The following is a 14,552-nucleotide window of genomic DNA, read 5'->3' as shown; positions in this document are numbered from 1 at the left end:
TCGAATTTGCAAACCGATGCAATGAAACGAAAGGCGAGCGCTTCGCTCATACGGCGCCGCAGGCTGCGCTCGAGGCTGCCGATCAGATAGGTCAGGTGCAGGTTCGAACGGCGGCTGCGAACGACGGCTGCGAGCGGCGCCGGCTTCGGCGGACAGCTTCTGATGCTGGTTCATGGTGTACCGGGTGACGCGCCGCGCCGTATACAATTCGGCAGCGCCTGATCCCAGCGGGCTTTCACCCGCCTATTTGCCAACCGATCCAACCCATGCCGAATCCGACCCGGGCCTTTCTTCTCGGCCCGCTCCTGAAAGGCGTTTCACGCTCCTTCTATCTGACGCTGCGCGTGCTGCCCATCGGCATGCGCGATCCGATCGGCCTTGCATATCTGCTCGCGCGCGCGGCCGATACGATTGCGGACACCTCGCTGATCGCGCCGGGCCAACGCCTCGAATTGCTGCTCGCGTTGCGCGCTCAGGTCAATGGCGTGGCCGTCGACAGCGCGCCGTTCCAGCGCATCGCCGCGGAAGTCGCGGGTCAGCAGGCGCAGTCGGATGAAAAGCTGCTGCTCGAATCGTTGAGCCCCGCGCTCGACGTGCTCGCGCAACTGAGCGAGTCCGACCGCCACGCGGTGCGCGCGATCGTCACGACGCTGACCGAGGGCATGGAATTCGATCTGCGCACGTTCCCCGACGAACGCTCCGGCCAGATCGCGGCGCTGCGCGAATGCGATGAACTCGATCGCTATACGTATCTGGTCGCGGGCTGCGTCGGCGAGTTCTGGACCACGATGACTTACGCGCACATGCCGGGCACGCTGAAAGAACAGCCCGACACGATGAAGCAGCGTGGCGTGCGTTTCGGCAAGGCATTGCAAATGACCAACGTGCTGCGCGATTGCGGAAAGGACTTGCGCATCGGCCGCTGCTATCTGCCGCAGAGCATGCTCGAGCGCCACGGTCTGAGCGCGCGCGATCTGCTGCAACCGGCCAATTCGATGCGCGCGCGGCCGCTGCTCGTCGAACTGCTGCGCAAGACGCTCGATCATTTCCGCGCGGCGCTCGACTATACGCTCGCGATTCCGGTGAGCGCGGTGCGCTTGCGGCTCGCCTGCCTGTGGCCGATCCTCATCGGCCTCGACACCTTACTGCTGCTCGCGGATAACGACGCGTGGCTCGATCCGGCGAAAGTGTCGAAGGTGACGCGCCATGACGTGTATCGGATCATCGCGTCATCGCTGCTGCTGGTGCCGTCGAATGCGCTGGTGCGCCATGCGATCAATAGCCGCATCGCGCGGATCGAAACTCGGCTGTAGGCGTAAACGCCTACGGTTGCGCGCACAGTCACGCGCATCGAATAAAACTGAATCGCTTCAATGCACTACGAATCGCCCGCAGTAGCCGCGATTTATTCTGGATCATTGAATCTTCAACAATCGGGAAAGCCCCAGGCCACTGCATTCGCGCTTCACGTTAGTCTCTTCGAAAAGGAGACGACCCATGCGACAAGCGTTCAATATTGCGTTGGTGCTTTTGCTTGGCTATCTAATGGCGGATCGGGCGTTGATGCGTGCGCAGGCGGGCGAGGTCGGCACGATTACGTGTCACCAGGGCGCGGCGCTCGTCAAATCGGACGCATTGAAAAAGGGCTTTGGTGACGCTGGCGCGAGCGCGCAGAGCGAGAGCTTCCTGTCGAGTTGCCTCGTGACCGGGCGCGGCCAGGTCGGCAATCTGATCGCACGCGACTGAGCGCGGGCAGCTGAGAATTCATCGCGGCGCACGCAGAGCGGCGCGAAAAAGCGCCCAGACCGTGAAGGCCTGGGCGAAGTCATCGGGAGCCCGATGACGGAGGTAACCACATACGAACTGGCCCGCGCTCGGAGATACCCGAGTCGCGGGCCAGTTCATTTGAATCGGGGTGCGCGTCGCAAGGACGCGCTATTTGGAAGTGCTCGCGGTTCGTTGCGCCGTAGGGCTTCGTGGCCACACAGCTGCGCTTGACGAACCGCCTGCCACCTACCGCTTACTGACCGAAGTAGACCGACTTCGGGCCACTCGTCGGAGCCGCATGGCTCGTTTGCGACGTACCGCTCACCACACCACCGAAGCCGGTAGCGGCTTGACCGACGCCGTTTTGCGCGTCGACGCGGGCTTGCGCAGCCTGGATGTCAGCCGGGTAGTGCGGGTCGGCGTGACCAGGTTGATAGCCTGCCTTTTCCAGTTGGATCAGCTCGGCGCGCACTTGAGCGCGGGTCACGGGCTGGTTGGCTTGCGCGAACGCGGCGACCGGAGCGGCGACAGCGACGGCGATGACAACGGCTTGAATCAGCGATTTCATGATACTTACCTCCAGTTCAGGGTTTTATCTTGCTGCGAACTTGCTTGTTCGTAGTCAGTGATTGCATTGTAATTTGGCGAACTTGACAGAGTAAGTCGTGAGATATGTAATGTTTGTTGCGAAAATTGATATAAAGCGACGGAACTTTTAGGGTTAACGCGTAGACGTGTGTCCGGTGTCACAGGAAATGAAAACTATGCGAGGTCGGTGACGTCTGAGCCGCTCCCCTCGTATCGGCGACTTCCCGTCATGCCGGCGAGATTCGGGCTCCCTTTAGTTAAAGTATCTGCGTCTGTTGCCGATATGCCGTGTGAGTGCCGACCCGTCAAGAGCTCTAAGCAGCCCTGTTTTATAAACATTCAGGTGCCGATCGATAGGCGTCGTCGATGACAAAAGATCGGCCGGCAGCGAGAAAGATTTGTGATGAAATGCGCAGTGGCATGCCGGGCTTCGTCACAACTTACCGCTGCAGGGACGCCGCCATGGTTACGCAAGTGATTCGACCGCGATGAAAGTTTCACCGGTTTGCCATCGAATGCGCCCATAGCCTCTGCCGAGGGCCGCCCAATCCATGCCGAACCTGAAAAAGTGAACCCCACGTGCGACAAACTGAGTTCCGCTCCTTGCTGTCGGTCTTGGCCTGTTTCATTCTTTTCTCGTTGTGCGGTTGCCATCAGCGAGACCACGATTCTTCGAGCACGAGCGGGCCGGCCAGTACCACCATCACCGCCTTGGTCTGGGCTCCTGACTGGCCGGAAGAAATGCTTCAGATTGCTGCCGAATTCAGCAAGCTGAATCCGGACATACACGTGGATGTGCAGTTCATGATTGGCAATTCGGTGGAAGAAAATATCAAGCCGCGGATCGCCTCCGGCAACTTGCCCGATCTGGTGAGCATCAATCCGAATGCCTACGCGGCCGACCTGGCCGATCAAGGGCTCCTCGCCGACGTTAGCAAGACATCCGCCTGGCACAACATGCTCGATCCTCTCAAAAAGGACTGGACCAGTCGCCAATCCAGGCACTTTGGAATAGCGGGGGGAATGGCTACGACTTTGATCTATTACAACCAGGACATGTTTGCGAAGGCGGGGATCAGGGAGCTGCCGACCAATTTCAACGAATTCCTGGCGGTTTGCGAACAGCTCAAACGTGCGGGCTATACGCCAATAATGTGGAACGGCGGCTTCCCAAATATGCTCGGCAACGGCCCCTTCAGTTCAGGCTTTGCTAACAATGTGGTTGCGCGCGAGCCAGACTGGAAGGACAAAATCAGCGATGGCACGCTGGATTTGAACACCCCCCAGGTAGCGGATATTTTCGCCAGGATCAGGCTGATGCCGGAACGGGGTTTCGTACAGGAATCGTTCACGACAACTGGCTACGATGATGGCATACGGCTATTCAAGGAGGGCAAAGTCGCGATGGCTTTTCACGGTAGCTGGGCAGCCGGTCTGTTGCTGCACGGCAATCCCTTTGAAGTTGGCGTGCTCATCCCGCCCTGGAACGCGCCAGGCGAGCAGGTGGTGCCCGTGATCGGCAGCGAAACCGGGTTTGCGGTGTCGGAAACGCCCAACAAGGCCGCGGCAATGCGTTTTCTCGAGTTCGTCGCTGGGCAGGGGTTTTCCATCCTCCAGATCAAGCGCCAGAACATTTCTCCATTCAAGCAGTTCCCGGGGACGGTGGTGAGCGATCAGAAGATTGTCGACTACACAAACATGGTCAGTCGCTATGCTGTGACCGGCAGCCCGTACTATTCGTTTCTACCCTCCAATTCCATCGAGCGCTTGCATCGATTGATACAGGATGTGCTGTTCAGGAAAATCACGCCAATGCAGGCTGCAAAACTCCTGGACGAGTCTATTAAGAATGAAGCGAAGATGCACTACAAATGAGCCCACTGATCGCCTGGCTGCGAAGCGCATTCGCCTACTTCTCGTTGGATCTGCTGCGCCGGGTCGAAATTCGCTACCGGCTGATAACCGCGTTTATCCTGCTTTCGCTGATACCGATACTTGTCTCCAGCTACATATCGTATGTGGAGTCAACAGCAGAGTTCAAGCACAAAGCGGAGATATTTTCCAAAGAGGTAGTCAAACAGGTATCCAAAAACATCTCGTTACGGATGGAGCAGATCGAGACGGAGAGCAGCCTTCTGGTGCTCTCCGATCAGGTTCAAGACGCGCTGACCCGCATCGCACACGGCAATGAAAAGGAGCAGAGCGAAGCTCGCCAGGATCTGACCCGACTGCTCCTGGAGCACTACGGCGCGGTTGATTTCATCAACCAGAAATATTTTCTGGACAAGGACAACCGGATCACGGACACCCAGGCGTTCGCGCAATTGACGCGGAGTGTGGTGCATCTGGTCCAGCAGGCTCCCGATCGAAATGGCCGGCCTTACTGGGGCAGCTATGACAACGGGGCCGGTCAGCAAGATCTCGGGATGGTGCGCGCCATCATCGGCAAGAGCGACAATCGGCAGATCGGTAATCTGGTTCTAGTGATTCGCCCCGAGTATTTCTCATCGATTTTCAATGACGTCGCCGTGGGCAGTGGAACGGAGATCTATGTACTTGACGCCAGCAGCGACAAGCTGATTGTTCGTGCCGACGGCTCTTCGATGAGCACCGACGGAAAGGCTGAACCGGGTCTGCTCGAAAGAATCACAAACGCCGATCCGCACGGCGAGCCAAATGGCTTCGTCGACTTCCATGGCAAGAATGGCGGCCGATATCTCGCTGCATACACGGGTATCGCCGGCACAAAATGGTTTGTGGTCAGTACGATCCCGGAGAAGAAGTTGACGGCGGAGGCACAGTCCGTACGCGATCAGATCATACTGGTGGGCATTTCGGGGTTTCTGCTTTCGATCTTTCTCGCCAACTTCATTTCACACAGCATCTCTGTACCGCTCAAAGATCTGGTGCGAAGGATGGACGACACCGGTAGCGATGCAGGCGCAGAGGCGGAGGCATCGGTGGACGCGCGCAGTGAGATTGGCGTAAAGGATGAATTGGGCAGATTGGCGCACAGGTTCGAACGAATGAGTGCGGCGATCGGGCAGAAGATCCAGAAGATCAACGAGATCAACGCTACCTTGGAGCAGACGGTCATCGAGCGAACGGCCGAGCTCGTCGCCAAAGAGCAGGAGTCGCGCACGTTGATCGAGAATTCACCTGACACGATCACGCGCTACGACCGGGAGCTGCGCCGCACCTACGCCAATCCGGCTTTCTGTGTCTCGGCGGCCCGCAGCCTTCGCGAATCGCTCGGCAAACGGCCCTCAGAGATACCGGGCGGTGCTAACGCGCTGGCTTACGAGAAGAAGATCAGCGAAACCATTACAACCGGGAAAAGTCGCCAATTCGAACTGAGATGGCTCAGTAAGGACGGACAGGAACAGTGCAGCCATATCAGGCTCACTCCAGAGATCGACGCGTCGGGCGAGGTGAACTCCGTGTTGGCGGTCGGTCGTGATTTGTCGGACCGGATGGCATTCGAGGCAACGATATGGAAACAGGCTAATTACGATGCGCTGACCCATCTCCCGAACCGCCAGATGTTTCATGCCCGTCTCGAGCATGAAGCCGGCGTGTCCCATCGCTCCGGGCGGCCGATGGCCTTGATGCTGATCGATCTCGACCGCTTCAAGGAGGTCAACGACTCGCTCGGACACGATATGGGCGACATCCTGCTGATCGAGGCCGCGAGGCGCATTACCTCGTGTGTGCGTGAATTCGACACGGTCGCTCGACTTGGCGGTGACGAGTTCACGGTGATTCTGCCCGAGTTGGACGACACCGGGAGCATCGAACAGATCGCGAAGACGATCATCGCCACGCTGGCCCAACCCTTCAAGCTTGGTCCGGACGAGGCTTTCATTTCTGCGAGTGTCGGAGTCACGCTTTACCCTGACGACGGGACAGAACTGGATGTTCTCTTCAAGAATGCCGACCAGGCCATGTACGCGGCCAAAGCCGCGGGGCGCAACCGTTTCCATTACTTTACGCCCGAGTTGCAAGTGGCGGCAGAAAAGCGCCGGCGTCTCACGAGCGATCTACGTACCGCCCTGCAAGCCGAACAGTTCCGTGTTTATTATCAGCCTATCGTCAATCTGGCGACTGGCGAAATTTACAAAGCTGAAGCGCTAATTCGCTGGCTGCACCCTGTGCGCGGCACGATCAGTCCAGTGGATTTCATCGCATTGGCCGAAGACACGGGGCTCATCGTTCCGATCGGCGATTGGGTGTTCAAACAGGCCGTGCGCCAGGCGCGTCAATGGCGCCGACGATTCCATCCATCGTTTCAGATCAGTGTCAACATTTCACCGGTGCAGATTCGCCAGGACAATCTGGTGTGTATCCAATGGTCGGAATACCTCATTCGGCAAGGCATGCCTAGACAGAGCGTGGCAATTGAAATAACCGAAGGGCTGTTACTGGACGCAGAATTGAACGAGAAGTTGCTGAGTTTCCGCGAGGCAGGAATCGGGATTTCGATCGACGACTTCGGGACCGGTTACTCGTCGTTAGCCTATCTGAAGCGCTTCGACATCGATTATCTCAAGATCGACCGTTCATTCGTACAGAACCTCGGTTTCGACGGCGGCAATCAGGCGCTCTGCGAAGCAATGGTCATGCTCGCTCACAAGTTGGGATTGCAGGTTATTGCCGAGGGGGTCGAGACGACGGATCAACGTGATTTTCTCGCCGCCGTGGGTTGTGACTTTGCGCAAGGCTTTTTGTATTCGGAGCCGGTTCCATCTGATCAATTTGAGGAGCGGGTGTGGCCGACAGCCAGGCAGGCGGCTCACCAGGAGGTGCGCGACGAATCGTGAGCTATCGCCGAACGAGTGTATGCCAGGTATCGAGAAACGAGCCCCGGTTACGGTAGTCTCGAACGGTCGAAAACAGTTCGACCTCAGTCCTCCGAGTTTTCGGGAGCAGCCATTGGACAGGCTGCGATCGGACGGGGCGCCAACGGCCGCAAAGGCCGGTCTCGCGACAGATGGACTCAACGCTCGAAAGTCCGTTTGCAGGCTTGAAGATACGCCTGAACGTGTATATCGAGGCATCGACCAACGGCGGCTTGTGGCCGAACCCAGTCCGACGTTTAACACGCCGAGTGAGCCGCCATTCATCAGTCCGCGTCGGGCAGAGGTCGACCCGTTGCGGCCATTGGAGGTTGCAGTGGCTGAATGTCCGATCGTTGGGGGCGGATTCAGACGTTGACATCCTCACGCTCGCAAAGCTCTCGTAAACTCAATCGCACGGCCTTGACCGCCGCTGCTTGTTGCCGCCTCATCGTCACAATGCTATAACGCTGTGTCGGAAAAGGCAGACTTGGTTTGGTAAGCCCAAGTCCTTTCGGTAACGAAAGCTCTGGTCTTTGGCCTCGTGCATGAGATCCCCACGACGAACATCTGACGCTGTCCAGGCGTCCAAACGTTCGTCCGTGTGGTTCTCAACCTGAGGAACGCTCCGGTCGGACATCGACAATGGAGTAGTTCATGCACAAGCATCATCAAGATATCTATGACGTCGTGATTGCCGGGGCCGGCCCCGTCGGCCTGTTTCTCGCCTGCGAGCTGCGCATGTTGGACCTATCGGTCCTGATGCTGGAGCGCGCCGAAGACCCACACTCTCCCTTGAAGCGCCTTCCGTTCGGAATGCGCGGCCTTTCGGCGCCCACCCTTGAAGCCCTCTACCGTCGCGGGTTGCTGGACGAGGTAGTCGCGGCGCAGCGTGAGAATGATGCCGCAGGCAAGACTGCGACGACCGCGCACTGGATGCAACAGCCGCGCCGACCAGCCGGTCATTTCGCGGGCATCCAGTTCTATCACGACGACATCGACACCTCGAAGTGGCCGTATCGCCTGCCAAGCCCGGCCGACACCAGCATGGCAGTCACATTGGAGACACTCGAAACCGTCCTCGCCCGCAGAGCCAGCGCGATGGGGAGCGAGATCCGGCGCGGCTTCAGCGCCGGCGAATTTCACGTGTCAGACGAAGATGTGACCGTTCATGCTGGTGGGGAGACTTTTCGCGGACGCTGGCTTGTCGGTTGCGATGGTGGTCGCAGTGCGATGCGAAAGGCAGGCGCCTTCGAATTCGTCGGCACCGATCCTGAGTTCACCGGCTATTCCGTCGAAGTCGAGATGGCCGACCCGGAAGCGCTCCGCCCCGGCCGGCACTATACGCCGACTGGCATGTACACCTATGCGCGGCCCGGCACGATCGCGATGGTGGAATTCGACGGCGGCGCCTTTCACCGGATCCAGCCGATCACGTTGGAGCATGTGCAGGCGGTGTTGCGCCGCGTGTCCGGCACAGAGATCACCCTGACGAACCTTCAGCTCGCTACCACCTGGACGGATCGCGCCTACCAGGTGACAGCGTATCGCAAAGGACGGGTGCTGCTCGCGGGCGATGCCGCGCACATTCATTCTCCCTTGGGCGGTCAAGGGCTCAATCTCGGGCTCGCGGACGCGATGAACCTGGGTTGGAAGCTGGCATCCACGATCCGTGGCGACGCGTCGGCCGGGCTACTCGACAGCTATCAACTGGAGCGGCATCCGGTGGGAGCGCGCGTTCTCGATTGGTCGCGCGCGCAAGTCGCACTCATGCGACCCACCCAAAGCGCGCGCGCGCTCGAAGCCGTCATCCGTGATCTCATCGAGACCCGTGATGGCGCGACGTATTTCGCCGAACGCGTGTGGGGCGTTTCGCTCCGCTACGATCTTGGCAGCAGTCATCCGCTAGTAGGCCGCAGCGTTCCTGATTTCGAACTGGTCGACGGAACGAAGGTCGGCAGCCTCCTGCGCGAAGGGAAGGGCCTCTTCCTGGACTTCGATCCAGGGGCATCGCTTCAAGCGCTGGCGAGGCGCTGGCGAGCACGGGTCACCTATGTCGCACGCGACGCCAGGGATCGGCTGGGTTTGCGCGCTGTACTGGTGCGTCCTGACGGGTTCGTCGCCTGGGCAGGTGAAGCCGCCCCTGACGATGAGGAGGCTGTCCAGGCCTTATCGCGATGGTTCGGCGAACCTGAGGATGCGGGTGAATCCGCCTAGTGGATAGCAACATCTGAAGGGCCGTTTCCCAGGCGGAAGCGTCAATCAGGTGACGGGTTGCAAGCGCTGACGAGCGGCCGAAACTGGCCGACCAGCGCCCGACGAACGAGCGCGACGATCGTCTCGGGCGTGCGAGCTATGCAAAAGGCATGAGCCGACCCGTTCGAGCCAGTCGCGATGCCGGTAAGCGGACGTTCATTTAACTGACAGCGCGACCGCACGTTGACAATTTGGGCGCTGGCAGCAGCGAAATTTCATGCGCCCCGTTCTGTTCATTGCTTTTTGCGCTCGCCATTCGCCCGTTGGTTGCGCGCCCAACCGTCGTCGGGTCGAAAACACATGGTCATTCGACATCGAAGGCGCTGATCACGCCAATTTCGGCTCCGATACAATGCCGCCTTGAATTTCACACGAACTGCTAAGTACAACAATGACGCCTGCTACAACGTATCCCGTCGATGGATTGGTGACCGAACGTACGATATTGCGCGCCGTTAGTGAAGATTACGCGAGCGAACTACAGAAGTATCACACGGTTAATCGAATGCATCTCCAGCCTTGGGAGCCGTCGAGGCCAGAGAGGTTTTTTGAATTGGACACCATCGCTGACCGACTCCGCGCGATGGCTCATCAAACCGCATTGGGTACGGCTCTCCATCTTATGCTGTTTGAACGGGAAGGCGGTCAGTTGATCGGAGACTGCAACTTCACCAATATCGTTCGAGGACCGTTCCAAGCGTGTCATCTCGGGTTCTCTGTTGCAACGATGTTCGAAGGGAAAGGACTGATGCGAGAGGGCCTGACGGCCGCAATCGAGCATGTGTTCAGCGGTTTGAGACTGCACCGAATCATGGCGAACTATCGACCGGAGAACGTCCGCAGCAGACACTTGCTGGCTCGACTCGGCTTCGAGAAGGAAGGCGTGGCTCGATCGTACTTGAAGATCAATGGCTCTTGGGCCGATCACGTACTTACGTCACTGGTCAACCCGGACGATCTTCACTAGGCCAAAATTGGTGGCGTAATACGGGGCGGAGACTGATGGGCGGACACTGCCCATATGATTTCTGTCTAGTTACCCAGCGTCCGAGTCGCGACCTGGATCGTCGATAATCTCGGCGGTGATGTCGAGCGGCTGGAATTGGCCGGATCGAGCCTGACTGATGCCGGCGCTAACGAATCCCGGAGCGGCCTTACTATCGCCGTGATCGGTCAATCACCGCGTCCGAGGATGGCACACTGCGCTCTAAATCAGCTCGGCGACGCGTACGATAATGAGCGCGGCCGGTACGAGCATTATTTGTGCACACACAGTCCCGAGAACACGCGCCCCGGCAAGGGTAGTGATCGCTCGCCGGAAGGTGTTTTCGGGGATTCGGCCTTCGATGACGTCGTCCGTCATGACGGAAACCTGCGGGTCAATGACCACCGCTAACACTACGGTCGCAAAGCCATTAATGACCGACGATAGATTGGCGCACGTCACGCGCAAATCTGGCTTGAGGTATCCCGCGTAGAGCGACGCGAAAACGCCGACAGTCCAGATCGCCATGGCGAAGATATTGAGAACTATCACCGTCGCGGAGACACCGGTACCGCTCGCTAGCTGGGCGATGTTTTGGCGCGACGGAACCCGCGCGCCGTCCCGCAGATAGTTGATGCCGCCGCGGCTAAAAATGTGGAGCAACAGGCGTGACAATGAACGATTAGCCTGGAAGTGCTCGACGGCGCGACTGAAATAGCGCTGGAACGTTGGGATCAGTAACGCGCCGATTATGCTTGCCGCCGTCGCGGTAATCAGGAAGAGCCGAAAGTCACCGAGCAGGCCACCCTCAAGATGCCGAGCGATATCAAGCTCGACGCGCTTAGCTATGAACGGCCCTTGAAAGGAGTTCGCCGTGCGGGAGACAAGGGCGATGATTCCGAACAGAGAAAACGACACAGCGATACGCCGAGTGCGAACACCCGCGATCCGCACAGCGTAAGCCAGTGTCGCGATGACGTGAATTACGAATGTAAGTCCGCAGATGATAAAAAGCTGGGGGTCCATGCAATCCCGGCAAGGTTGGGCAGGAGTTGAAGTCTACCGGAGCGCCACCGCCCGGTTCGATTGTCACCAAATAGACGGTCGATACCGAAAGTCCGAAATTTGCCGCACTGCGTCCCGCGACATAGCACGACGATCGTCTGCGGTGTGCACCTCATGCAAAAGGCATAAAGCGACCAGGAGCGGGCCGTCGATCGCACGCGAAGCAGACGTTCAACCGGTCGCGCCGAGCCGTTGCCATCTCGCCCGCGTTGTGCGCCCCGCATAGCGCATAGGACGCACAGCCGCCAATCTTTCGAGCGTCATACGCAGCCATCCCCAAGTATCGTCGTTCCTTTGACAGTCCGGATCAGTCGTTGCCCGCGCTCACCGTCTTCGATTTGCCATCCCAAGGCTCTCAATCTGTCACGTAGGCGGTCCGCTTGGTCCCAGTCCCTGTTGGCGCGCGCCTTTTCGCGCTGCTCGGCCAACGCAGCAATGTCTGCCGGGATATCCCGCTTGTCCGGCTGCCACTCGGGCAGTCGTAACCCAAGTACCGAATCGAAGCTGTCAACGGTGGCCCGTCGCGTGGCAGGAGGCAAATCGCTCCTCACCAGATCCCACAGCACGGCTAGTGCGCGGGACAGATTCAGATCCTGATTGACCTCAGCGTTGAACCGGGCGACAAAACGCTCATCCGCCGTACCACCGGTGGGCCAACTCGCATAGACGTTGCGTAGCCGGTCGAGCGCGACCTTTGCGGCTTCAAGCGCATCCCAGTTGAAACGCAGGGAGCTTCTGTAGTGCGCCGTCAAGCACAGGTAGCGATACGCCAGCGGATCGACTCCGCGGTCGACCAGTGTCTGCAGGCGGAGGAAGTCACCGCCCGCCTTGGACATTTTCGTAGCGTCCAGTGTAAGGAAATGGCCGTGCATCCAGAAGTTGGCGAGCCGGGTACCGTGCGCGGCTTGCGTCTGCGCGATTTCGTTGCTGTGATGCACGGCGATGTGGTCTTCACCTCCGCAGTGAATATCGAACCAGGACCCCAGGTACCTGGCCGACATCGCCGAGCACTCGATGTGCCAGCCGGGAAAGCCGCGTCCCCAAGGGCTGTCCCATTCCATCTGGCGCCGGGAATCAGCGGGGCTGAATTTCCATAGCGCGAAATCCGTGGCGCGCTTTTTCTCGCCTAGTGCAACCCGCTTGCCGGCTTGCAGGCCCTCATGGTCGAGGCGAGCCAGAAAGCCGTAATCGTCCTGCTTGCTGGTGTCGAAGTACACGCCATCTGCGGTCCGGTACGTGTAACCGGCGCGTTCAAGGGTGACAATGAAGGCGACCTGATCCGCGATATGCCGCGATATGGTCGGTTGCGCGGCACCAGACCGAAGGCTCCAGCAAGTTGAGCGCTCGCCAGTCGGCCAGGAAAGCCTCTGTATAACGCTCGGCGATCGCCCATGCCGACTCTCCTGTTCGCCGGCTTCCTTTCTCCATCTTGTCTTCGCCCTCATCGGCATCGGAGACCAAATGACCGACATCGGTGATATTGACGACGTGCTGTACGGGGTAGCCGTTTAGCATCAGGACGCGCCGGAGCACGTCTTCGAACACATAGGTCCGCAGATTGCCGATATGCGCGTGGTCGTACACCGTAGGCCCGCAGCAATACAGGCCGACGTGATCGGGTTGTATCGGCTTGAAGGGGCGCACGGCGCGCGACCAGGTGTCATATAGGACGAGTGGCATTGGAATTTTCGCGTGGTGGAGCGATCGTGAAAAACAAAAAGGCCACCGGTTTCGCAACGGGTGGCCAGTTGAGGCTTGGACGTGACGCAGATTGGCGCGCTAGACGCAAGCTCCCCCTGGCAGGTCGTGACAGCATGCGTGGACAAGGCGGAAGGGGGAATGGGCGTAAGCGAGCATGAAAGGCATGTTAGAGCCTGCCGCTCCTTAGGTCAATGTCAGTGAGCGGCCGCTTTCGAGAGCCACTGTCGAGTGACGGCTTGTGGCCGGAGTTTGCCTTTTACGCGACCGGGCGACTTGCTGCAAAGCGATCGAGCTGACGTCCAGTTGCATTACGCATGCATCATGAGGACCATGCCGAGTTTTGCAAAACGATTCGATAGCCGTCGTGATCCTCAAATGTTCTACCTGACACATCCCAATAAGGGTTGAGCGAAGTCACGCAAACAAATCCGCTCTCGGCGAGGCGATCGCAAGTCGACCGCCACTCAACTCGATCCGGGGCGTAAAACACCAGCAAATCCTCACGTGTCGGTGTTGGCGCTACCGGATGTTGGCGGCACTGTGTGAACTCGAAGTGATAGTCCATGCCGGAACGTCCGAGCATTACCCCATCGAACCCCTGATGGTCTTGAAATTTTGCCAGCACAACCAGGCTGAGCGCGGCGCAATACATGCTTTCTGCCCGCGAAAGGTCACTGACAGGCCTGGCGATTCTGAGATGTGATTGCATCGGGCTTTGTTATCGGGTCGTTGGCCAAGAGTGTTAGAACATCGATCCTCAAGGATACGTCGAACGAAAATTGTCGCCAATTCTCGCCGCTTTGCCGAGTGACCGGTTGTGGCCGCGCCCGGTCCGACGATGAGCTGGCGGCGTGCTCCGCCATTGATGCCTCGGGTCGGGCAGCAGTCGGACCCGAAGCGGACCTTGGCATTTTCCGGAAGCAGCCGTTCGTGCCAGTGTCTCGCCACGTTTCCACGGGGCGAGGTCAATGAACGCAATCGAAATTAAATCTTGCGAATCTCAGGGCTGCAATCGTCAATGGCGTCCGTCCTACATCTGATTTTGACGTCGGCATGCATGCAGTATCTCGTTGACCGCAAATGCTCCTCTCACGGTCTGCACATTTTGCAGGACACACAGGTGATACGCTCTTTCGCGCGGCAAAAGCATTGCGCCATTTCTGTAAATCGCGTCGCACGAGTTGCTGATCTGGCGAGCCGCAAAGCTGCTCTGACTGTTTCCCAACGGCGAACGAAACCGCTCGCGCGGTAGAGGGCTCCGGTCCGACGCGGGAGGTCAGGGCGAGGCCGGTCACGCGGTTTTATGTTGGCGAATGAGGCAATCCGCCTCGTTCTCCAGCAGGAGCCGAATCATG

General features: G+C 58.8%; 9 protein-coding genes and 2 pseudogenes. 6 read left to right on the top strand and 5 right to left on the bottom strand.

The genetic code is table 11. The features are described from left to right. Positions 1-266: 266 nt before the first annotated feature. Both F6X40_RS05930 and F6X40_RS05925 read left to right on the top strand, forming a co-directional pair. A complete protein-coding gene (locus F6X40_RS05930) occupies positions 267-1,313 on the top strand; it encodes a squalene/phytoene synthase family protein (RefSeq protein ID WP_187627124.1) in 1,047 nt (348 codons plus the stop codon). 184 nt (positions 1,314-1,497) lie between these two features. Next, positions 1,498-1,746, top strand: a complete 249-nt coding sequence (locus F6X40_RS05925) for a hypothetical protein (protein WP_129961873.1) — start codon at positions 1,498-1,500, stop codon at positions 1,744-1,746. A 274-nt stretch (positions 1,747-2,020) separates the two neighbouring features. Here F6X40_RS05925 and F6X40_RS05920 read toward each other — a convergent pair whose 3' ends face one another. Next, complete coding sequence (locus F6X40_RS05920) at positions 2,021-2,335, bottom strand: DUF4148 domain-containing protein (protein WP_184024579.1); 315 nt, start codon at positions 2,333-2,335, stop codon at positions 2,021-2,023. 659 nt (positions 2,336-2,994) lie between these two features. On the opposite strand from F6X40_RS05920, the gene F6X40_RS05915 reads away from it, so the two are divergent. From F6X40_RS05915 to F6X40_RS05900, 4 genes are all read left to right on the top strand, one after another. Beyond that, entirely contained in the window at positions 2,995-4,230 is a 1,236-nt protein-coding gene (locus F6X40_RS05915; RefSeq protein WP_262421393.1) for an ABC transporter substrate-binding protein, read from the top strand. Further along, positions 4,227-7,175, top strand: coding sequence for an EAL domain-containing protein (locus F6X40_RS05910; RefSeq protein ID WP_187627122.1), 2,949 nt, complete (start codon positions 4,227-4,229; stop codon positions 7,173-7,175). The genes F6X40_RS05915 and F6X40_RS05910 overlap by 4 nt, the downstream gene beginning before the upstream one ends. Before the next feature lie 672 nt (positions 7,176-7,847). Continuing rightward, positions 7,848-9,407, top strand: a complete 1,560-nt coding sequence (locus F6X40_RS05905; RefSeq protein WP_187627121.1) for an FAD-dependent monooxygenase — start codon at positions 7,848-7,850, stop codon at positions 9,405-9,407. Between the two features lie 430 nt (positions 9,408-9,837). Then, positions 9,838-10,413: a GNAT family N-acetyltransferase gene (locus F6X40_RS05900; protein WP_187627120.1), complete on the top strand. Its 576-nt coding sequence runs from the start codon at positions 9,838-9,840 to the stop codon at positions 10,411-10,413. 240 nt (positions 10,414-10,653) lie between these two features. On the opposite strand, the gene F6X40_RS05895 is transcribed toward F6X40_RS05900, so the two are convergent. The 4 genes and pseudogenes from F6X40_RS05895 to F6X40_RS43175 form a co-directional block, all read right to left on the bottom strand. Next, on the bottom strand, positions 10,654-11,457 hold the full coding sequence (locus tag F6X40_RS05895; RefSeq protein ID WP_187627119.1) for a lipid II flippase Amj family protein: 804 nt from the start codon (positions 11,455-11,457) through the stop codon (positions 10,654-10,656). A gap of 299 nt (positions 11,458-11,756) precedes the next feature. Next, positions 11,757-13,176, bottom strand: a pseudogene (gene cysS, locus F6X40_RS05890) (cysteine--tRNA ligase). Between the two features lie 340 nt (positions 13,177-13,516). Then, positions 13,517-13,906, bottom strand: a complete 390-nt coding sequence (locus tag F6X40_RS05885) for a VOC family protein (RefSeq protein ID WP_187627118.1) — start codon at positions 13,904-13,906, stop codon at positions 13,517-13,519. Positions 13,907-14,227: 321 nt separating this feature from the next. Further along, positions 14,228-14,422, bottom strand: a pseudogene (locus F6X40_RS43175) (VF_A0006 family four-cysteine protein); the annotation flags it as partial. Positions 14,423-14,552 lie beyond the last annotated feature (130 nt).

The organism is Paraburkholderia sp. UCT31 (genome assembly GCF_014397655.1).
In the GTDB taxonomy this organism is placed as follows: domain Bacteria; phylum Pseudomonadota; class Gammaproteobacteria; order Burkholderiales; family Burkholderiaceae; genus Paraburkholderia; species Paraburkholderia tuberum.
Note: the sequence above shows the minus strand (reverse complement) of the source record. Positions and strands in the feature narration are given on the sequence as shown.